Raw genomic sequence first — 19,717 nt, forward strand, 5'->3', positions numbered from 1 at the left:
TAAGGGGATCGCAATGCGTAAGCAGTGGCTGGGGATCTGCATCGCAGCAAGTTTACTTGCCGCCTGTACAAGTGATGATGGTCAGCAACAGGCAACCGTCGCGCCGCCGCAGCCTGCGGTCTGTAATGGCCCGATTGTTGAGATTAGCGGTGCCGATCCCGTTTATGAACCGCTGAACGCCAGCGTGAATCAGGATTATCAGCGCGACGGTAAAAGCTATAAAATCGTTCAGGATCCTTCCCGTTTCAGCCAGGCTGGCTTTGCTGCCATCTATGACGCTGAGCCCGGCAGCAATCTGACCGCGTCGGGTGAAACCTTCGATCCGATGCAGATCACGGCGGCACACCCGACGTTGCCTGTCCCGAGCTATGCACGCATCACTAACCTGGCGAATGGCCGAATGATCGTGGTGCGTATCAACGATCGCGGTCCTTACGGCACCGATCGCGTGATCTCCCTGTCCCGCGCGGCTGCCGACCGTCTGAACACCTCAAACAATACTAAAGTGCGTATCGACCCGATTATCGTGGCGCAGGATGGTTCACTGTCTGGCCCGGGCACGGCCTGTACCACGGTCGCGAAACAGACCTATGCCCTGCCCGCTCGCCCGGATCTGAGCGGTGGTATGGGGGGGGCTTCAACGCCGGCAGAGCCCGCACAGCCGCAGGGTGAAGTGCGTGCTATCAGCAACGATACGCTGCAAAGTGAAGACGCGACCGGCGCCCCGGTGAAAAGCAGTGGTTTCCTTGGCGCACCCACCACGTTAGCGCCGGGCGTGATTGAATCAAATGAACCTGCCCCAGCGCCTGCGCCCGTCGCTGCTGCACCCGCTACACAAGCCGCCCCGGTGACCGCGCCTGCTGCTACGCAGACTGCGGCGCCTGCGACGGCGAGCGGCAGCTACGTGGTTCAGGTTGGCGCCGTCAGCGATCGGACCCGTGCAGAGCAATATCAGCAGCGTTTAAGCAAGCAGTTTGGCGTGCCAGGCCGCGTTGAGCAAAACGGTGCGGTATGGCGTATCCAGATGGGTCCGTTTGCCAGCAAATCGCAGGCAGCGTCCCTGCAACAGCGTTTGCAGAGCGAGGCGCAGCTCCAGTCGTTTATCGCTGTTGCAAAATAATTATTCGGTGGTATCCGAAATGTCAGTTTGTGTAAAGCACGTTAACACTCTCATGATGAAAGTCGGATGCCTGCCCGTATAGCATTTGCTATAGTAAGGCACTTTTTTTAATTCCATCACGGATGTCGTAGTTCTGACCATGAAGACCACTTTTTCTGCTCGTTTTGTGCAGCGCATGGCGCTGACCACGGCCCTTTGCGCTGCTGCGTTCTCCGCAGCTCACGCGGACGACCTGAACATCAAGACCATGATCCCTGGCGTTCCGCAGATCGACGCGGAATCCTACATCCTGATTGATTACAACTCCGGCAAAGTTCTGGCAGAACAGAACGCCGATGCCCGCCGCGATCCGGCCAGCCTGACCAAAATGATGACCAGCTATGTTATCGGCCAGGCCATGAAAGCAGGCAAATTCAAAGAAACCGACCTGGTGACCATCGGAAACGATGCGTGGGCAACCGGCAACCCGGTGTTCAAAGGTTCATCGCTGATGTTCCTGAAGCCAGGCATGCAGGTTCCGGTCTCTCAGCTTATCCGTGGCATCAACTTGCAGTCCGGTAACGACGCCTGCGTGGCCATGGCCGATTTTGCAGCGGGCAGCCAGGACGCATTTGTGGGCCTGATGAACAGCTACGTCTCCGCCCTGGGCCTGAAAAACAGCCACTTCCAGACCGTTCACGGCCTGGACGCCGAGGGTCAGTACAGTTCCGCGCGTGACATGGCGCTGATCGGTCAGGCGCTGATCCGCGATGTGCCAAACGAGTACTCTATCTACAAAGAGAAAGAGTTCACCTTCAACGGCATTCGTCAGACCAACCGTAACGGCCTGCTGTGGGACAACAGCCTGAACGTCGACGGCATCAAAACTGGCCACACCGATAAAGCTGGCTATAACCTGGTGGCCTCCGCCACTGAAGGCCAGATGCGTCTGATCTCTGCCGTGATGGGGGGACGTACGTTTAAAGGCCGCGAAACGGAAAGCAAAAAGCTGCTGACCTGGGGCTTCCGCTTCTTCGAAACCGTGAACCCGCTGAAAGCCGGTAAAGAATTTGCCTCTGAACCTGTCTGGTTTGGCGATAACGATCGCGCTTCCCTGGGCGTGGACAAAGATCTCTATCTGACGATCCCACGCGGTCGTATGAAAGATCTGAAAGCCAGCTACGTGCTGAATACCACCGAGCTGCACGCCCCGCTGCAAAAGAATCAGGTCGTGGGTACGATTAACTTCCAGCTGGATGGCAAAACCATCGATCAGCGCCCGCTGGTGGTGCTGGAGGAAATTCCTGAAGGCAATTTCTTCGGCAAAATCATTGATTACATTAAGCTGATGTTCCATCACTGGTTTGGTTAAAAATCGAACACTTGAAAGTGTGATTTTGATCCCCATATACTACGTATCAGTAAAACTCCCGCCCCGTGGCGGGAGTTATTATTTTTTATACACACGCCGGAGCTGACATGAAAACCAAACTTAACGAACTGCTTGAATTCCCTACCCCTTTTACTTACAAAGTAATGGGTCTGGCGAAACCTGAGCTGGTTGATCAGGTGGTTGAAGTGGTACAGCGCCATGCGCCGGGTGACTACTCTCCATCAGTCAAACCGAGCAGCAAAGGTAACTACCACTCGGTCTCAATCACCATCACTGCAACACATATTGAGCAGGTTGAGACGCTGTACGAAGAGCTCGGCAATATCGAAATTGTTCGTATGGTGCTGTAGTCCCTCAGCGGTTACCCGGTTTGCCGGGTAACCCACTTCCCCGCTGTGATATACTCCCCGTTACCTATTCTCCCTTGTCTTCGGAGACGTCCTTTTGTACCAGGATAAAATTCTTGTCCGCCATCTTGGGCTACAGCCTTACGAGCCAGTCTCTCAGGCTATGCATGACTTTACCGATATGCGCGATGACACCACCCCTGATGAAATCTGGCTGGTAGAACACTTGCCGGTGTTTACTCAAGGCCAGGCAGGAAAAGCCGAACATTTATTGATGACGGGTGATATCCCGGTGATCCAGAGCGATCGCGGTGGACAGGTAACCTACCACGGCCCGGGCCAGCAGGTAATGTATGTCCTGCTTAACCTGAAACGCAGAAAGCTGGGCGTGCGTGAGCTCGTGACCTTACTGGAACAAACCGTGGTGAACACGCTCGCTGAGTACGGTATCGATGCTCACCCTCGCGCCGATGCCCCGGGCGTCTACGTGGGAGAGATGAAGATCTGTTCGCTGGGGCTGCGTATCCGTAAAGGCTGCTCGTTCCACGGGCTGGCACTGAATATCAATATGGATCTGACCCCTTTCCAGCGCATCAACCCATGCGGGTATGCCGGTATGGAAATGACGCAAATGCGCCAGTGGGTCGATACCGCCACCCCTGAGAATATCCGCCCCGTGCTTCTGAAGAAGTTTTTAGCGCTGCTTAACAATCCTGACTACGAATATATTGCTGCTTAACACACTTCCGGCAGTGGTTCGGTTATTTGACCAGCCACTGCTTAATTACCGCATTTACGCTTTACAATAAACCGCATATTCTATATTTTCGAGTCGCCCATATATTAGCGTCCCATATTAATTAGAACCTTAATAGTACCATCACCGGGTATCGTGTAACGTGCGTGATAATCACCCAACTGCTTGTTTTCGATAAACAAGGGAAACTTACGAAACACTTTACGAATCTCTGCAAGCATAATAAATAAATTCAACTATCATTCATATTGTGAATGGATACGGAGTAAGAGCGTGGAGCCTACTAATTTACCAGCCAAACGCCTGAATGAAACCAGCGGCGAAGATAAGCCGCAAATTTTCCGGACTTTACGTAATATTGATCTCAATTTATTGACTATTTTTGAGGCGGTATATGTCCACAAAGGTATCGTTAATGCTGCGAAAATTCTTAATCTCACGCCCTCCGCTATTAGCCAGTCAATTCAAAAATTGCGCGCGATATTTCCCGATCCCTTATTTATTCGTAAAGGCCAGGGCGTAACCCCCACCGCGTACGCCACCCATCTGCATGAGTACATCAGCCAGGGTCTGGAATCGATTCTGGGCGCGCTGGATCTCACCGGCAGTTACGATAAGCAACGAACCATCACCATAGGCACCTCTCCCTCTGTGGGCGTTCTGGTCATGCCCGCTATTTACCAGGCTGTTAAACAGCATGCGCCACAGCTGCTGATCCGCAACGTGCCCGTTAACGATCCGGAAACTCAGCTGGCACAATTCCAGACGGACCTTATCATCGACAGCAACAGCTTCGCGGCCAGGGCATTAGGGCATAACGTTCTCTATACCGACTCTCTGGCGCTCGTATGTCGTCAGAGTCATCCTGCTTTGGGCGCAGCTTTGACGCCTGAAAATTTGCGTCATTACGAACATGCAACCTTTATGTCCGAGGGGCAGGGTCCGGATCCGCTGCGCCAGCGTATTGACGAACTGTTCCCGGACCGTCTGATCAGCTTCAGCAGTTACAATATGTTTACCCTCGCGGCCCTGATTGGCAGCAGCGATTTGCTCTGTATTATGCCTGTGCGTCTCTTCACTCTGCTTCAAAAGTGCTGGCCGCTGGAGAGCATTCCATTGAGTCAACTTACGACGGAATCTGTTGAAATCTCACTGCATTATAACAAGCTAAGCCTGCGCGATCCGGTGCTGGAAAACGTCATTAACGTGATCCGCCAGGCGTTCTGATCCCGCCTTTCAGCACAAGCCCCTGCCGCAAGCGGGGCAAAAGGCACAAAACAACAACTATTTTACAAATTGGCGACCTGGCAGGCTGCTTTATCGCCCCTTTAAATGATATACTGCCTGTCGTTCGTTCAAAAATAGTTGATAATTACAACATTCCCTTGAATTGAAACGCTTTCCTTCGATATTCGCAACTGGAACACGCACGCTATGAGTAAACCCATTGTGATGGAACGCGGTGTTAAATACCGCGATGCCGATAAAATGGCCCTTATCCCGGTTAAAAACGTGGCTACAGAGCGCGAGGCGCTGTTAAGAAAACCGGAATGGATGAAAATCAAACTTCCGGCCGACTCTTCGCGTATCCAGGGGATCAAAGCGGCGATGCGCAAAAATGGCCTTCACTCTGTCTGTGAAGAGGCCTCCTGCCCTAACCTTGCTGAATGTTTCAATCACGGTACCGCGACATTTATGATTCTGGGTGCCATCTGCACCCGCCGCTGTCCGTTCTGTGACGTTGCCCATGGCCGTCCTGTTGCGCCTGACGCAAACGAACCGCAAAAACTGGCGCAGACGATTGCCGATATGGCGCTGCGTTATGTTGTTATCACCTCCGTTGACCGTGACGATCTGCGCGATGGCGGTGCTCAGCATTTTGCTGACTGTATTACCGCCATCCGCGAAAAAAGCCCGAACATTAAGATTGAGACGCTGGTGCCGGACTTCCGTGGCCGTATGGATCGCGCGCTTGATATCCTGACCGCGACGCCACCAGACGTGTTCAACCACAACCTGGAGAACGTACCGCGCATCTACCGTCAGGTACGTCCCGGTGCAGACTACAACTGGTCGCTGAAGCTGCTGGAACGCTTTAAAGAAGCCCATCCGCATATTCCAACCAAGTCTGGCCTGATGGTCGGCCTGGGTGAAACCAACGCTGAGATCATTGAAGTGATGCGCGATCTGCGCCGCCACGGCGTCACCATGCTGACGCTGGGCCAGTACCTCCAGCCAAGCCGTCACCACCTGCCTGTACAGCGTTACGTGAGCCCGGATGAGTTCGATGAAATGAAAGCCGAAGCGATGGCGATGGGCTTTACCCATGCCGCGTGCGGTCCGTTTGTTCGCTCCTCTTATCACGCCGATATGCAGGCGAAGGGCGAAGAAGTGAAATAAAGCTGTAAAATTTATTTACAGTAAAACAAAAAACCGGCCTCGTGAGCCGGTTTTTTTATGCAAGCCTTGCAGTATTGCCATTACTCTTTGTGTGAAAGGTTCTGTGCAGTGATGTCATCTTCGGCGCTTTTCTTTGCTGCCGCGTCGTCATCGTTCATTGCTTTCTTAAAGCCCTTAATGGCAGCACCCAGGTCTCCACCCAGCGTGCGTAACTTCTTGGTACCGAACAGCAGGACGACCAGTGCGGCAACCACCAGCAGTTTGGTAATACTAATCTCACCCATAAATACCTTCTTTACATGAAACAGGCTGCATTCCGCCAAAAAACCTGAACGTATTAACGGTCATTTGGCGCGTGCACACAATAGCAATCTGTAACAAGGTGAATCAAGCATTGTTGAAAAAAACATCACATTAATTGCGGTGGCGCAAACCTGCGGTTGCGCAGAACAGGTAATTGCTGACGCGCAAGCGCTATTCGGGCGGAAATTATCTCCGTCAGAAATAACGCAGGCGTCTCCGCTGCTGCCGCAACCGTCACCCCCAGCGGATCGACAACCCTGCTCTGCCCGATATTTTTGTTACCACATTCACCCGCGGCTACCACGTAACAGGTGGTATCCAGCGCACGTGCTGCCAGCAGCGTCGCCCAGTGATGCTCCTTAAGCGGTCCTTTGACCCACGCGGCAGGCAGAACCAGCACCTCGGCCCCCTGCAATGCCAGGTTCAGCGCCAGCTCGGGAAAACGGATATCGTAGCAGGTCATCAGGCCAATCTTAAAACCCTCGACCTCAATCAGCGGCGGAATTACACTCCCCGGATCGACCAGGCGCGACTCCTGAACGCTGAACGCATCATACAGATGAAGTTTGGCGTAGCTCGCGACGATGGCACCCTCACGTATCGCCACCAGCGTGTTTACCGCGCGCCCCGGCGAGGACGGAACATGGACCGTCAAGATGGTGGTGAGCGTGTTGCCAACGCTTTCGGCCAGCAGTCGTTTCAGAAACGCCCCTTCCAGCGTTTGCGCAGACTTTACCGACAGGTCTGGATCGCCATCATCACGGGCCAGTAACGCCTCGGGAAGTACCAGCAACGACGCACCCTTTTGCTTCGCCTGAACCATCAGGGAGACGCATTTTTCCGCGTTTTCATTCCAGTCCGGCGTCACCGCGAACTGCCCTACTGCAACATACATAATTGTCTCCCGGTTAAAAACAGCGTTACACTCGACGCACTTACACAGCAAATAGCAGGTATTGACAGTGTTACAACTACTTATAGCCGTTTTTATTGGTGGAGGCACGGGTAGCGTTGCGCGGTGGCTCTTAAGCATGCGGTTTAACCCTTTGCATCAGGCCATTCCGATGGGGACACTGGCGGCAAATCTGATCGGGGCGTTTATTATTGGGATGGGGCTGGCCTGGTTTAATCGCATGACCAACATCGACCCTATGTGGAAGGTTCTGATTACAACTGGTTTCTGCGGCGGCTTAACAACGTTTTCTACCTTCTCTGCGGAGGTGGTCTTTCTGTTTCAGGAAGGCCGGATGGGCTGGGCGCTGACCAACATTGCCGTTAACATGCTTGGCTCGTTTGCGATGACTGCGATCGCATTCTGGTTATTTTCCTCCGCCAGCGGACATTAAGCGCGGCAACCTTAATGTTGGCTTAATTTTTCTCTGTCACTCTTGGCTCAATATTGAACGAGGGTGATAGCATGAAAAAAACTCTGTCAGGCGTGGGTATGGTATTACTAAGCGTCGCGATCGTCGCCAGCTTCCTGAAGATCTATCTTATTGGTTGATTCAGAACGAAAAAAACCCGCTCATTGAGCGGGTTTTGAAATTCTTGCTGACGCGTCTGAATTACAGAGCGATTACGTTAGCAGCAGAAGGGCCTTTGGCACCGTTAGTGATTTCGAACTCTACGCGCTGACCTTCAGCCAGAGTTTTGAAACCATTAGACTGGATTGCAGAGAAGTGTACGAACACGTCTTTGCTGCCATCTTCAGGAGTAATGAAACCGAATCCTTTGGACTCATTAAACCACTTAACGTTACCTTTAATCTTAGACATCAAAATTACCTTTACATTAAAAAACGACACAAATGCTGTGTCGGGTATCAGTACAACAATTGTGAGGCGTTTTGTCCAGCGGATCTTTGATAAAAAGTGACAAAAGTCGCGTTAATTTTCGCTGTTCGATTTTTATCCTTTACATTTCAATGTCTGTGCGTTTTTTGGCCGATTTAGCAGAAAAATTCAGTTAAAACTGAAACCGCATCCAGGCAAAGTAAACGTTACCGTTGTTATAGGTACCCGGTATGTAGGTCATCTGAAACGTTGCCGGACCATAGCCGATGGAGGCAAGCGGCAGCAGTACCGGAACAGGAATGTATTTCCAGTTATCACGCGCCGTGAACCCTGCCGTATAGCCCAGCCCCAGACGGAAGTTGTCGTCTGATAACGGACGCCAGGTTTTTTCCCAGCCGTAGCCACCAATAGGCTCCCATTTATTGTAGGAGTCCTTAAACGCCATCAGGTACAGGCCATGCCAGTTACCTTTTTCATCCCAGCGAGACTGACCGAAGCCGGCCCCCCACGGACGCTCGTTATAACGGTCAGTTTTTTCTTTATCGTAGGCAAAACGTGCATGCCACGTAATGGCCGGAATATAGAGATCGTAATGCTCAGGTTCGTTCCATGTTTGCGCGACGTTATCCGTGAAGGTGGTGAACCAGCCTTTATCCGCTGTATTGCTGTCTGCATTAACCGCAGACGCAAACGATAGCTGCCCAATAATAAACAACAAAATCAGGGGGAATTTAATTCGTACAATCACAATGCCATTACCATATTTAGTATTCGGTGCAGAGCTTAACACAGAATACTTGAATGAACGCTTAACAGCATGGGTGTTATTCCTAATTACCATCCCATTCCTGGGAATAATCTGAGGATACATAAACTGCATGCCTGAATAAGCACATGCAGTTGACATATTTAACGTTGATGTAACAATTTGTAGAGTGCGGGAATAACTAACATCGATAATAACGGTGCCGTTACCATGCCACCAATCATCGGCGCGGCAATACGTTGCATCACCTCTGAGCCACTCCCACTGCCCCACATGATGGGCAGCAGTCCCGCCATAATAGTGGCGACCGTCATCACCTTCGGACGCACGCGCAGCACGGCACCTTCGTGGATCGCCCGCATCAGCACCGTATTTGCCCCTTCTGGCTCCAGCCTGTGATATTTATCGAGCGCATGATTCAAATAAAGAACCATAATTACGCCGAATTCTGCCGCCACCCCGGAAAGGGCGATAAAGCCAACGGCCCCCGCTACTGACAAATTATATTCAAGCAGCCACAATAACCACACGCCCCCAATAAGCGCAAACGGCAATGTCCCCATTATTATCAGGACATTTGATATCCGCCTGAAGGTTAACCATAAAAGGACGAATATAATCATCAGCGTGACAGGTAAGACTATTTTGAGCGTCGCGGTCGCCCGTTCCAGATATTCAAACTGCCCGGACCAGGAGAGAGACACGCCCTGCGGCAATACCACCTTCTCCTCCACCCGTTTTTGCATTTCATCCACGGCGGACTTCAGATCGCGCCCGCGCAAGTCCACGTAGATCCAGCTGGAAAGGCGCGCGTTTTCACTTTTTAGCATCGGTGGGCCTTCCGTCACGACGATATCGGCCAATTCCCCCAGCGCCACCTGGCTACCGCTGGCGGTCACTACCGGCAACACCCGCAACGTGTCGACGTTATCACGCAAATCGCGGGGATAACGCAGGTTGATGGGATACCGCTCGCGTCCCAGGATCACCTCGCCAATGTTATCACCCCCGACCAGCGTGGAGACCAGGCTTTGCAGTTCATCGACGGAAACGCCGTAGCGCGCCGCTTTTTGCCGGTCGATACGTATATCCACGTAGCGCCCGCCTTCCAGACGCTCCGCCAGCGCAGAGGAGACGCCAGGAACGTCCTTCACCACCTGCTCAATCTGCCGGGCCACGCGCTCAATGTCGGCAATATTATTGCCGTTCACCTTAATGCCGACAGGGCTTTTGATCCCGGTTGCCAGCATGTCCAGGCGGTTACGGACAGGCGGCACCCACACATTGGCAATACCCGGCAGCGACACGGTTTTATCGAGCTCCTCCACCAGCTTTTGCGGCGTCATTCCTGGCCGCCACTGCTCGCGGGGCTTAAAGTGAATGGTTGTTTCCAGCATGGTTAATGGCGCGGGATCGGTTGCCGACTCCGCGCGACCGGCTTTGCCAAACACACTCGCGACCTCCGGTACGCTTTTGATCAAGCGGTCCGTCTGCTGAAGCAGCCGCGATGCCTCGCGAGCAGAGATCCCCGGCAGCGTGGAGGGCATATAGAGTAAATCCCCTTCATCCAGCGGCGGCATAAATTCGCTGCCCAGGCGGCTCAGCGGCCAGAGCGTGGCGATCAGCAGCAGACATGCCAGTGCCAGCGTCATTTTCGGGAAGGTCAGTACCTTGTCCAGCAGCGGCTCATACAGGCGGATCAGGAGGCGGTTGATCGGGTTTGCCTTCTCATCCGGGATTTTCCCGCGAATGAAAAAGCCCATTAGCACCGGCACCAGGGTGATCCCAAGCCCGGCGGCCACGGCCATCGACCAGGTTTTGGTGAACGCCAGCGGCGAGAACATTCGCCCCTCCTGCGCTTCCAGCGAAAAAACCGGTATAAATGACAGCGTGATGATTAACAGGCTGCAAAACAGCGCTGGTCCCACTTCAACCGCCGCCTTTTCCGCCAGACGCCAGTATTCCCCCGGCGCGGGCTCCTTGCCCGGATTATCATGCCGCCACTGCTCCAGCACCTTGTGCATGTTTTCAATCATCACAATTGCCGCATCCACCATCGCCCCGATGGCAATGGCGATCCCGCCGAGCGACATCATATTCGCGTTAATGCCCTGATAGTGCATCACCACAAAAGCACCGAGGATCCCCAGCGGCAGAGAGACCATCGCCACCAGCGCGGAGCGCAGGTGGAACAGGAAAAGCGCGCACACCAGTACCACCACGGCAAACTCTTCGAGCAGCTTGTGCGTCAGCGTTTTGACCGATTCCTCAATCAGCGTGGAACGATCGTAGACCGGAACAATCTCGACGCCCTGCGGCAGCGTTTTTTGCAGCTCGCTCAGTTTCGCTTTTACCGCACGAAGCGTTTCCAGCGCATTCTGCCCGTAGCGCATCACGATCACGCCGCCAGCGACCTCCCCTTCACCGTTAAGCTCTGCCACGCCCCGGCGGATCTCCGGGCCAATGCCAATGGTGGCGACATCTTTCAGCAGGACAGGTACGCCATCGCGGGTGGCGATCACCACATTGCGAAAATCCTCCAGCGAGCGCAAATAGCCCGTTGTCCGCACCATATACTCCGCTTCGCTCATCTCCAGCAGGGCGCCGCCGCTCTCTTTATTGGCGGCCTGCACCGCGCCCGATAGCTGGCTGTGGGTAATATTCAGCGCGCGCATCTTCGCCGGGTCCGCCACGATCTGATACTGACGCACCATTCCGCCAATGCTTGCCACTTCAGATACATTCGGTACCGTCTTAAGCTCGCACTTAAGCGTCCAGTCCTGAAGGGCCCGCAGATCTGCCAGGCTGTGTTTTCCACTACGGTCGATCAGCGCATATTCGTAGATCCAGCCCACGCCCGTCGCATCTGGCCCCAGCGACACCTTCACGCCTGGCGGAAACTGCGCCTGTACCTGGCTTAAATATTCCAGCACCCGGGATCGCGCCCAGTAGAGATCGGTGCCATCCTCAAACAGCACATACACATAAGCGTCACCAAACATTGAAAAACCACGCACGGTTTTAGCTCCCGGCACAGACAACATGGAGGTTGTCAGGGGCCAGGTCACCTGATCTTCAATCACCTGCGGCGCTTTTCCGGGGTAACTCGCTTTGATAATGACCTGCACATCAGACAGATCGGGCAACGCGTCCAGCGGCGCGCGCTGCACCGCCCACCAGCCCCAGCCGGCCATCATCAGCGCGGCCAGGATCACCAGCAGGCGGTTACGCAACGAGGCGCGAATCACAGCGGCAATCATGGCGTCACCTCCGGCATCACGCTACGCAGGCTGGCTTCGGAATCAATGAGGAATTGCCCGGACGTCACCACCTTATCGCCCTCTTTGACCCCGGACAGGATCGCCGTCCAGCCCTGCGCCGTCAGGCCGGTTGTCACCGTCACAGGCTGGAAATAACCGTCCCCGGTGGCCAGCAGCAGACGCGCAGACTCTCCGCTGTTAATCACCGCCTCTTCCGGCACCGCCAGCACCGGCGGGCCTTTCATCTCTTCCGCACGCCTGACGGAGAGGTACATGCCTGGCTTAAGCTTATGTGCGGTATTTTCCAGCACGATACGGGCTTTCAGGGTTCGCGTGGTCGTCTCCATCTGCGGCAGCAATTCGCTGACCGTGCCGTGGAATTGCTCCCCCGGCCAGCTTTCTGACGTTGCTACCACGTTGCTGCCCACTGCCAGAGACTGCGCCTGCGTTTGCGGGTAGTCGACCACCAGCCAGACCGGATCGAGGCTGGCGATCTCAAACAGCGGCGCCGTTGCGGTGATTTGCGCCCCTTCCCGCACGTCCAGCTTCACCACATAGCCCGCCCGGTCAGCGCGCAGGGTGAGCGTGGTCTGCGGCTTACCGCTACGCTCCAGCAAACGAATGACCTCTTCCGGCATAAACTGCAACGCCAGCCGCTCGCGTGCGGCGCGGGTCAATGCGGCATCGCCAAGCTGACGAACCGCGAGATACTCCTGCTGGGCGGTGGTCCATTGCGGGATCCACAGTTGCGCCAGCGCCTCTCCGGCTTTCACCTGCTGCTGTGGCGCATTAACAAACAATTTTGACACCACGCCATTGGCCGGGGCTGACACCACCGAGACGTTACGTTCATCCGTTGCAACCGTGGCAAAGGCCGAGAACGGCGAAACCAGCTGGCGCATCTCAACGTTGGCGGTTTTCATCCCCAGGTTTTGCTGCTGTTGAGTGCTGATGACCACGCCTGACGCCGCCTGTGCTTCATCGGCGTAGCGCGGGACCAGATCCATATCCATAAAGGGGGATTTACCCGGCTTATCGAAGCGCTGACCGGGCACCATAGGGTCGTACCAGTAAAGCACCTTACGTTCAGAGGGTTGTGCAGCCGCAGCCGGCTGATGCGTCTGCTTCTTTCCGACAAAATAGCCGCCAGCGGCAGCTATCGCGATGGCAATCGCCATTAACGTTGTTTTTTTCATTGCGCCAGCTCCTGCGGGATCAGCCAGTTCACGGCAGCCCAGGTTCGCGCCATTTCGCGCTCCGCCTGGTTCACCGCCAGTTCCGTATCCAGTACGCCACGACGCGCCTCCAGCAGGGCCGGAAGCGCCGACTGTCCAGAGCGATATTGCGCCGTCAGTACCGCCAGCCGTTGACGCTGCAACGGTAGTACCTCGTCCCGCTGTCGCTGCCACACCGTTTGCGCAGCCTGATACTGCGCCACCAGCGTTTGCACCTGGGCAATGTGTTCGCGTTTGAGCAGCGTGAGTTGATCCACCGCCTGCATTGAGCGGGAAACATCGGCGGCGTAATCCTTGTCCTGACGTTTTGACTGGAACAAAGGCAGATCCACGCTGAACATCACGCCAGCCATATCGTCATAGCCTTCGGCGCGGTGGGCGTAATAGACCTCCACATCCACATCAGGTATCGCCGCCACGGCAGATTGCGCTGAACGCGCTTTCGCGGTCTCGGCTTCACGTCGTGCGGCCTCCACTTCCGGGTGCCTGACGATCCCCTCCTGCAACGTTTTTTCATCGGCAGGAAGACGCTGATAGCGCGGCAGCGGACCGCGAACCGCCGTAATCGCGTGCCCCGTAAGCTCCAGCAGACGGCTTTGCGCCAGCTGCACATCCCGCTGCGCCAGCGTCTCTTTGTCGCGCATGGCGCTGAGGATCATTTGCAGGGCCAGTACGCTGTCCGGCGTGGCGCTTCCCGCCCCGACGCTCGCCTTCTGCACGCCCCGCTGGCGTTCCGTTTCGCGGACCAGCGTTCTGGCCGTGTTCAGCGCCTGCTGGGCCAGCGCCAGATCCAGCCAGGCCTGGGCGGTATCACGCTGAAGCGCGGCGCGGACGGCCTCGGATTTTGCCAGCACGCTTCGCGCCTGCGCCTGAAAGGTCTGCGCTTTACGTTCCCGCTTCTCTGAGCTGACGTAGCTTTGCATGATGCCAACCTTCTGCATGGTCATCCCTTCGCGCGTCAGCCGCCGATCGTTGCTGCCCTGTACCGGCACGTTTTCGATACCGAATTTCAGTTTTGGGTCAGGTAATTGCGTGGCGGAATCCGCCATCGCATCCAGCGCCTGCGCTTCGTTACGGCTGGCGGAGAGTTCTGCCGAGTAGCGCTGGGCTTCGGTCAGGGTGTGTTCGAGCGTCCACGGCTCCGCCTGCGCGGCGGAGGTTAACAGGCCGAACAACACCCCACCGAGCCACAGGCTCAGTGTGTGTTGTTTCATGGTGACCTCGCTTAGCGTGCTGGCGTCAGCGAGATAATCTGGAAACCGTCACCCGCACGCTCAAGCGTGAAGGTCACTTCATCCCCTGGTTTGGCGTCATTCAGCGTGGCGCCGGCAGATAAAGTAAACGGCATGGTCATTGCTGGCCATTTTAGTTCCGGTATGGCCTCGTGCCGGAGCATGACGGCGCTGTCAGAGATCGACTGAACCACGCCGTGGCCCTGCCAGGTCTGGTTTGCCTGAACGGTATAAGAAGCGAAAGAGACGGACGCGCCAACCAGCGCGGAAAGGAATATAGTACGCATGATAAAACTCCTGTTAAACGTTAAGTAAATAAAAATCAACGAATTAACAGGTTTTTACTCCCGAAACCGGCAGTAGCGGATCGTTGCCGGCGGCCCCACAGCAGGAGGGGTAACGGACCACGCAGAATGGCTTGCAGACGAGCACTCTGGGGTCGTTAAGGTCAGGGTCATGGCGGCAGGCAGCGCCACCAGATGCGGCTGGGCAGGATCTTTTTGTACCTGATCCGGCACACAATGCTTTTCACACAGCGGTGAAGCACCGGCAGCATAATGCGGCCCCGGTTGCGCCATCATCTCCATGTGCTGGATAGTGGCCACCTCGCCGCGCAAATCCATTGAACATTGATGGGAGGCGACGGCCACCTGACTCTGGATCAACAGCCAGCCAAACGCCAGCAAAAACATCAGCAGATGTTTTTTGATAAAGCGCAGGCGATATGTCCAGCTGGCGTGCATATTCAGATCGTCGGATAGGGTAAAAGTGAACCGAGTATAAGCAGGCAAAAGAATGAAAGAGAAGTGGTTTTAAAGAGATTTACGTTTTAAATCGATTGTCGGCAAGTAATACTCAAAACCTTAACACTTCACCATCATTTTAATGACATATAATATCTATTCATCAGGTCAATAACGTCTTAATATAAATGACGCAGGGTTAGCAAAAATATCGTCATCAGTGCCTTTAGTAGTCTCTTTCTTGATTTTAATCAGCAAGGACTGGACATTTATTCGGCACATTTCAGCTTCTTTTTTATTGATTATTTGTCTCTCGGGCAGCAAGGATACAGGGGAAATCATGCTTACTTTTCTCGAACTCCTCATTGGAGTCGTGGTCATTGTTGGTGTAGCACGCTACATCATTAAAGGTTACTCAGCCACCGGCGTGCTATTTGTCGGCGGCCTGACGCTGCTGATCATTAGCGCGCTAATGGGTCATCAGGTTTTACCCGCCAGCGAAGCCAGCACCGGATATACCGCTACCGATATTGTGGAATATATAAAAATTCTGCTGATGAGCCGCGGCGGCGATCTGGGCATGATGATCATGATGCTCTGCGGATTTGCTGCCTATATGACCCATATCGGCGCGAATGATATGGTGGTAAAGCTGGCTTCTAAGCCACTGCAATATATTAATTCCCCCTATCTGCTGATGGTCGCGGCCTATTTCCTGGCCTGTCTGATGTCATTAGCCGTTTCCTCAGCAACGGGCCTTGGCGTGCTGTTAATGGCAACGTTGTTCCCGGTAATGGTTAACGTCGGGATCAGCCGTGGCGCAGCGGCGGCTATTTGCGCCTCTCCGGCGGCGATTATTCTCTCCCCTACTTCCGGTGACGTAGTGCTGGCCGCAAAAGCCGCGGAAATGTCGTTGATTGACTTCGCCTTCAAAACCACACTGCCGATCTCCATCACCGCTATTCTCGGCATGGGCGTGGCGCATTTCTTCTGGCAGCGCTATCTCGATAAGAAAGAGAACGTCAGCCACGAAATGATGGACGTCAGCGAAATCACCACTACCGCCCCGGCGTTTTATTCCATCCTGCCCTTCACGCCGATTATTGGCGTGCTTATTTTCGACGGCAAATGGGGCCCGCAGCTGCACATCATCACTATCCTGGTGATCTGTATGCTGCTGGCGGCCATCCTGGAGTTCGTTCGTGGTTTTAATACCCAGAAAGTGTTCACGGGTCTGGAAGTTGCCTTCCGCGGTATGGCGGATGCCTTCGCGGGCGTGGTGATGCTGCTGGTTGCCGCGGGGGTGTTTGCCCAGGGGCTGAGCACCATCGGCTTTATTCAGAGCCTGATCTCTATCGCCACCTCGTTCGGCTCGGCCAGTATTATCCTGATGCTGGTGCTGGTGGTGCTGACCATGCTGGCGGCGATGACGACCGGCTCCGGTAACGCGCCGTTCTACGCCTTTGTTGAGATGATCCCTAAGCTGGCGCACTCCTCCGGCATCAACCCGGCTTACCTGTCCATTCCGATGCTTCAGGCCTCCAACCTGGGCCGTACCATTTCTCCGGTATCGGGCGTGGTGGTTGCGGTTGCGGGGATGGCGAAAATCTCTCCGTTTGAAGTGGTAAAACGCACGTCAGTGCCGGTGCTGGTTGGCCTGATTATCGTTATTATCGCCACCGAAGTGCTGGTTCCCGGCGCTGCCTAAGCGAAATTCCTGATTTCCAAAAAGCGCCTGCGGGCGCTTTTTGTGCTTTAATAACCCCCAGAAATTAATCGCGCCCAACCAATCAGGAAAGCAAATGTTCAGGAAGGATATCGTTATCCCGTCTGGCGCAGTAGCGCTTGCACTCTGTGTCTTCTCAATTCAGGCAGATCCGCTTAAGCCAACCCAGTACGGCGATTTCGATCGCTACGTTCTGGCCCTTTCCTGGCAAACCGGATTTTGCCAGAGCATGGTCGAACGTAACCGTGACGAACCGGAAGAGTGTCGCCTGCAAAAAGAGAGCAGCAACAAAACCGATTTTCTGACCGTCCACGGCTTATGGCCCGCGCTGCCGAAATCTATTGCCGCTCGCGGAGTGGATGAACGCCGCTGGATGCGCTTCGGCTGTGCCACTCGTCCGGTTCCGAATATGCCGGAAGCAAAAGCCAGCCGCAAATGTGACGCCGCAGAGACCGGACTATCGCTAACCGGCGCGGCGAAACTGAACAGCGTGATGCCCGGCGCGGGCGGCAACTCCTGCCTTGAACGTTATGAATACGCGAAACACGGCGTCTGCTTTGGTTTTGATCCCGACGCTTACTTCGGCACCATGGTGCGCATGAACCAGGAAGTGAAGCACAGCGCGGCAGGAAAATTTCTGGCGGAAAATTATGGCAAAACCGTCCGCCGCAGCGACTTCGATGCAGCCGTGGCCAAAAGCTGGGGGAAACAGAGCGTAAAAGCGTTCAAGCTTACCTGCCACGGCAATCCGACTTATCTGACCGAGATGCAGATCTCGCTGAACGCCAGCACCATCAACAACCCGCTCTCTGCCGGCTCCTTTGCGCCACAGCCGCATCCGGGCAACTGCGGCAAACAGTTTGTCATTGATAAAGCCGGTTACTGATGCTGCGCCGGGCACCTTTTTGCCCGGTTTTTCATTGATTTCCGTGATATGACGATTAACCTCACACTTCCGCTCACACGCATCATTTTTCCAGCAAAAGCATTATTAATCCGGTAAACATCACTGAAACCTCCCCGCCATAATCATGGCGTTAACTACAGGAGGAATTTCACATGGCTAAAAAACTGATTGCACTGTGCGCCTGCCCGATGGGCCTGGCACATACCTTCATGGCAGCCCAGGCGCTGGAATACGCGGCGACGGAAGCCGGTTATGAGGTAAAAATTGAAACCCAGGGCGCGGACGGGATCCAGAATCGCCTGACCCCGCAGGATATTGCCGACGCTGACATTATTATCCACGCCATCGCGATCACCCCGGAAGACAATGAGCGCTTCGAAACGCGCGACGTGTATGAGATTACGCTTCAGGACGCTATTAAAAACGCGGCAGGCACCCTGAAAGAGATCGAAGAGATGATTGCAGCAGAACAATAATAATCCTCACACCCAGGGGTTTTCGTCATGGCTATTAAAAAACGCAGCGCGGTTCGCCCGGACAGTCACGAGGGTGACACACTTGCCATCAAATCCGCACCGGTTGCCGCCAGTGCGTCTTTCTGGAAAGAGCTTCCACAGCACATTATGTCGGGGATATCCCGCATGGTGCCAACGCTTATCATGGGCGGGGTTATCCTCGCCATTTCACAGCTCATCGCCTACGTCTGGCTGGAGATCCCGCCTGATACCGGTATTCTCGACGCGCTTAACTCAGGCAAATTCACCGGTTTCAATCTCTCGGTATTGAAATTTGGCTATCTGACCGAATCGTTCGGCGGGCTGCTGTTCAGCTTCGCCATCCCGATGTTTGCCGCCTTTGTTGCCAACTCTATCGGCGGAAAGCTGGCCTTCCCGGCCGGGTTTATCGGTGGCCTTGTCGCCACGCAGCCGACGCTGGTGCTGAACTTTGATGCGGAAAAACTGACCTGGCTTGCCACCAAACCCGTGCCCTCCACGTTTATTGGCGCGCTGATTATCGCCATAGCCGCAGGCTATCTGGTCAAATGGCTGAATAGCCGTATTAACGTACCGCAGTATCTGCTGGCCTTTAAAAGCACCTTTCTGATCCCAATCCTCTCGGCGCTGTTTGTGATGCTGGCGATGTATTACATCATCACGCCGATTGGCGGCTGGCTGAATGCAGGTATGCGGACCGTACTGCTGGCGGCGGGTCAGGCGGGCTCCATGATGTATGCCATCGGGATGGCGGCGGCCACGGCGATTGATCTTGGCGGCCCCATTAACAAAGCGGCGGGATTTGTTGGCCTTGGGCTGACAACCGATCATGTCCTGCCCATCACCTCCCGCGCCGTGGCGATTGTTATTCCGCCCATTGGTCTGGGGCTGGCCACGCTGATTGACCATCGTCTGACCGGCAAACGCCTGTTTAGTCCGCAGCTTTATCCGCAAGGCAAAACGGCCATGTTCCTCGCCTTTATGGGCATCAGTGAAGGGGCCATCCCGTTCCTGCTGGAAAATCCGCTTGCGACGCTGCCGGCGTATATGGCGGGTGCGATCGCGGGTGCGATGACCGCCACCGCGCTCGGTGCCGTGCAGTGGTTCCCTGAATCGGCGATCTGGGCGTGGCCGCTGGTCACCAATCTGGGGGCGTACATGCTCAGTATTGTGGTCGGGGCGGCGATCACCGCGCTGTTGGTCGTGATTATTCGTAACAGTCTGCACAAGCGCGGAAAACTCGCTATCGACACGCTGTAACG

General features: G+C 54.8%; 20 protein-coding genes. 11 read left to right on the top strand and 9 right to left on the bottom strand.

Annotated features, from left to right (window positions below):
- Positions 1 to 13: 13 nt before the first annotated feature.
- The 6 genes from rlpA to lipA all read left to right on the top strand — a co-directional run bounded on the left by rlpA (position 14) and on the right by lipA (position 5,996).
- Entirely contained in the window at positions 14 to 1,120 is a 1,107-nt protein-coding gene (rlpA, locus tag ACOTYH_RS04225; protein WP_032652961.1) for an endolytic peptidoglycan transglycosylase RlpA, read from the top strand.
- A 139-nt stretch (positions 1,121 to 1,259) separates the two neighbouring features.
- Positions 1,260 to 2,471 carry a D-alanyl-D-alanine carboxypeptidase DacA gene (gene dacA, locus ACOTYH_RS04230; protein ID WP_003858714.1) on the top strand — a complete coding sequence of 404 codons (1,212 nt, stop codon included), beginning with the start codon at positions 1,260 to 1,262 and terminating at the stop codon, positions 2,469 to 2,471.
- A gap of 107 nt (positions 2,472 to 2,578) precedes the next feature.
- Complete coding sequence (gene ybeD / locus ACOTYH_RS04235) at positions 2,579 to 2,842, top strand: DUF493 family protein YbeD (RefSeq protein ID WP_003858718.1); 264 nt, start codon at positions 2,579 to 2,581, stop codon at positions 2,840 to 2,842.
- 94 nt (positions 2,843 to 2,936) lie between these two features.
- Positions 2,937 to 3,578 (top strand): lipoyl(octanoyl) transferase LipB, encoded by a 642-nt coding sequence (lipB, locus tag ACOTYH_RS04240; protein ID WP_017382471.1) that lies wholly within the window; start codon positions 2,937 to 2,939, stop codon positions 3,576 to 3,578.
- Between the two features lie 291 nt (positions 3,579 to 3,869).
- A complete protein-coding gene (locus ACOTYH_RS04245; RefSeq protein ID WP_032647690.1) occupies positions 3,870 to 4,823 on the top strand; it encodes a YbeF family transcriptional regulator in 954 nt (317 codons plus the stop codon).
- Between the two features lie 207 nt (positions 4,824 to 5,030).
- A complete protein-coding gene (gene lipA, locus ACOTYH_RS04250) occupies positions 5,031 to 5,996 on the top strand; it encodes a lipoyl synthase (RefSeq protein WP_006809637.1) in 966 nt (321 codons plus the stop codon).
- Positions 5,997 to 6,076: 80 nt separating this feature from the next.
- Here the strand turns inward: lipA and tatE are convergent, their stop codons facing one another.
- On the bottom strand, positions 6,077 to 6,280 hold the full coding sequence (gene tatE / locus ACOTYH_RS04255) for a twin-arginine translocase subunit TatE (protein ID WP_421637568.1): 204 nt from the start codon (positions 6,278 to 6,280) through the stop codon (positions 6,077 to 6,079).
- A gap of 125 nt (positions 6,281 to 6,405) precedes the next feature.
- A complete protein-coding gene (locus tag ACOTYH_RS04260) occupies positions 6,406 to 7,194 on the bottom strand; it encodes a deaminated glutathione amidase (RefSeq protein ID WP_421637569.1) in 789 nt (262 codons plus the stop codon).
- A gap of 67 nt (positions 7,195 to 7,261) precedes the next feature.
- Between ACOTYH_RS04260 and crcB the strand changes: the two genes are divergently transcribed.
- Complete coding sequence (gene crcB / locus ACOTYH_RS04265; RefSeq protein ID WP_017382474.1) at positions 7,262 to 7,645, top strand: fluoride efflux transporter CrcB; 384 nt, start codon at positions 7,262 to 7,264, stop codon at positions 7,643 to 7,645.
- A 219-nt stretch (positions 7,646 to 7,864) separates the two neighbouring features.
- Here the strand turns inward: crcB and cspE are convergent, their stop codons facing one another.
- The 7 genes from cspE to ACOTYH_RS04300 all read right to left on the bottom strand — a co-directional run bounded on the left by cspE (position 7,865) and on the right by ACOTYH_RS04300 (position 15,328).
- Entirely contained in the window at positions 7,865 to 8,074 is a 210-nt protein-coding gene (cspE, locus tag ACOTYH_RS04270; RefSeq protein ID WP_002439184.1) for a transcription antiterminator/RNA stability regulator CspE, read from the bottom strand.
- Positions 8,075 to 8,264: 190 nt separating this feature from the next.
- On the bottom strand, positions 8,265 to 8,840 hold the full coding sequence (pagP, locus tag ACOTYH_RS04275; RefSeq protein ID WP_017382475.1) for a lipid IV(A) palmitoyltransferase PagP: 576 nt from the start codon (positions 8,838 to 8,840) through the stop codon (positions 8,265 to 8,267).
- Between the two features lie 161 nt (positions 8,841 to 9,001).
- The gene (locus tag ACOTYH_RS04280) at positions 9,002 to 12,118 is read right to left on the bottom strand and encodes an efflux RND transporter permease subunit (protein ID WP_421637570.1); all 3,117 of its coding nucleotides are present in this window, start codon (positions 12,116 to 12,118) and stop codon (positions 9,002 to 9,004) included.
- The gene (locus ACOTYH_RS04285; RefSeq protein ID WP_032668737.1) at positions 12,115 to 13,314 is read right to left on the bottom strand and encodes an efflux RND transporter periplasmic adaptor subunit; all 1,200 of its coding nucleotides are present in this window, start codon (positions 13,312 to 13,314) and stop codon (positions 12,115 to 12,117) included. The genes ACOTYH_RS04280 and ACOTYH_RS04285 overlap by 4 nt, the downstream gene beginning before the upstream one ends.
- Positions 13,311 to 14,567: a TolC family protein gene (locus tag ACOTYH_RS04290; RefSeq protein ID WP_023303289.1), complete on the bottom strand. Its 1,257-nt coding sequence runs from the start codon at positions 14,565 to 14,567 to the stop codon at positions 13,311 to 13,313. Before ACOTYH_RS04290 ends, ACOTYH_RS04285 begins: the two co-directional genes overlap by 4 nt.
- Before the next feature lie 11 nt (positions 14,568 to 14,578).
- A complete protein-coding gene (locus ACOTYH_RS04295; RefSeq protein WP_017694319.1) occupies positions 14,579 to 14,872 on the bottom strand; it encodes a copper-binding protein in 294 nt (97 codons plus the stop codon).
- 54 nt (positions 14,873 to 14,926) lie between these two features.
- A complete protein-coding gene (locus ACOTYH_RS04300) occupies positions 14,927 to 15,328 on the bottom strand; it encodes a hypothetical protein (protein WP_032620077.1) in 402 nt (133 codons plus the stop codon).
- A gap of 340 nt (positions 15,329 to 15,668) precedes the next feature.
- On the opposite strand from ACOTYH_RS04300, the gene dcuC reads away from it, so the two are divergent.
- From dcuC to ACOTYH_RS04320, 4 genes are all read left to right on the top strand, one after another.
- Positions 15,669 to 17,036, top strand: coding sequence for an anaerobic C4-dicarboxylate transporter DcuC (gene dcuC / locus ACOTYH_RS04305; RefSeq protein WP_017382481.1), 1,368 nt, complete (start codon positions 15,669 to 15,671; stop codon positions 17,034 to 17,036).
- A gap of 94 nt (positions 17,037 to 17,130) precedes the next feature.
- Positions 17,131 to 17,940: a ribonuclease I gene (gene rna / locus ACOTYH_RS04310; protein ID WP_421637571.1), complete on the top strand. Its 810-nt coding sequence runs from the start codon at positions 17,131 to 17,133 to the stop codon at positions 17,938 to 17,940.
- Positions 17,941 to 18,113: 173 nt separating this feature from the next.
- Positions 18,114 to 18,437, top strand: a complete 324-nt coding sequence (locus ACOTYH_RS04315) for a PTS fructose transporter subunit IIB (RefSeq protein ID WP_421637572.1) — start codon at positions 18,114 to 18,116, stop codon at positions 18,435 to 18,437.
- A gap of 27 nt (positions 18,438 to 18,464) precedes the next feature.
- Complete coding sequence (locus ACOTYH_RS04320; protein WP_017694322.1) at positions 18,465 to 19,715, top strand: PTS fructose transporter subunit IIC; 1,251 nt, start codon at positions 18,465 to 18,467, stop codon at positions 19,713 to 19,715.
- Positions 19,716 to 19,717: the final 2 nt, after the last annotated feature.

It is taken from the genome of Enterobacter cloacae complex sp. SHL001 (genome assembly GCF_049236825.1).
GTDB classification, from domain to species: domain Bacteria; phylum Pseudomonadota; class Gammaproteobacteria; order Enterobacterales; family Enterobacteriaceae; genus Enterobacter; species Enterobacter hormaechei_C.

Bases quoted from the DNA above. Each gene is read 5' to 3' on its own strand.
- ACOTYH_RS04295 (WP_017694319.1), bottom strand. From the start codon at position 14,872: ATGCGTACTATATTCCTTTCCGCGCTGGTTGGCGCGTCCGTCTCTTTC.
- rna (WP_421637571.1), top strand. From the start codon at position 17,131: ATGTTCAGGAAGGATATCGTTATCCCGTCTGGCGCAGTAGCGCTTGCA.
- cspE (WP_002439184.1), bottom strand. From the start codon at position 8,074: ATGTCTAAGATTAAAGGTAACGTTAAGTGGTTTAATGAGTCCAAAGGA.
- ACOTYH_RS04280 (WP_421637570.1), bottom strand. From the start codon at position 12,118: ATGATTGCCGCTGTGATTCGCGCCTCGTTGCGTAACCGCCTGCTGGTG.
- lipA (WP_006809637.1), top strand. From the start codon at position 5,031: ATGAGTAAACCCATTGTGATGGAACGCGGTGTTAAATACCGCGATGCC.
- ACOTYH_RS04285 (WP_032668737.1), bottom strand. From the start codon at position 13,314: ATGAAAAAAACAACGTTAATGGCGATTGCCATCGCGATAGCTGCCGCT.
- ACOTYH_RS04300 (WP_032620077.1), bottom strand. From the start codon at position 15,328: ATGCACGCCAGCTGGACATATCGCCTGCGCTTTATCAAAAAACATCTG.
- tatE (WP_421637568.1), bottom strand. From the start codon at position 6,280: ATGGGTGAGATTAGTATTACCAAACTGCTGGTGGTTGCCGCACTGGTC.
- ACOTYH_RS04320 (WP_017694322.1), top strand. From the start codon at position 18,465: ATGGCTATTAAAAAACGCAGCGCGGTTCGCCCGGACAGTCACGAGGGT.
- ybeD (WP_003858718.1), top strand. From the start codon at position 2,579: ATGAAAACCAAACTTAACGAACTGCTTGAATTCCCTACCCCTTTTACT.
- dacA (WP_003858714.1), top strand. From the start codon at position 1,260: ATGAAGACCACTTTTTCTGCTCGTTTTGTGCAGCGCATGGCGCTGACC.
- rlpA (WP_032652961.1), top strand. From the start codon at position 14: ATGCGTAAGCAGTGGCTGGGGATCTGCATCGCAGCAAGTTTACTTGCC.
- ACOTYH_RS04315 (WP_421637572.1), top strand. From the start codon at position 18,114: ATGGCTAAAAAACTGATTGCACTGTGCGCCTGCCCGATGGGCCTGGCA.
- dcuC (WP_017382481.1), top strand. From the start codon at position 15,669: ATGCTTACTTTTCTCGAACTCCTCATTGGAGTCGTGGTCATTGTTGGT.
- ACOTYH_RS04290 (WP_023303289.1), bottom strand. From the start codon at position 14,567: ATGAAACAACACACACTGAGCCTGTGGCTCGGTGGGGTGTTGTTCGGC.
- ACOTYH_RS04260 (WP_421637569.1), bottom strand. From the start codon at position 7,194: ATGTATGTTGCAGTAGGGCAGTTCGCGGTGACGCCGGACTGGAATGAA.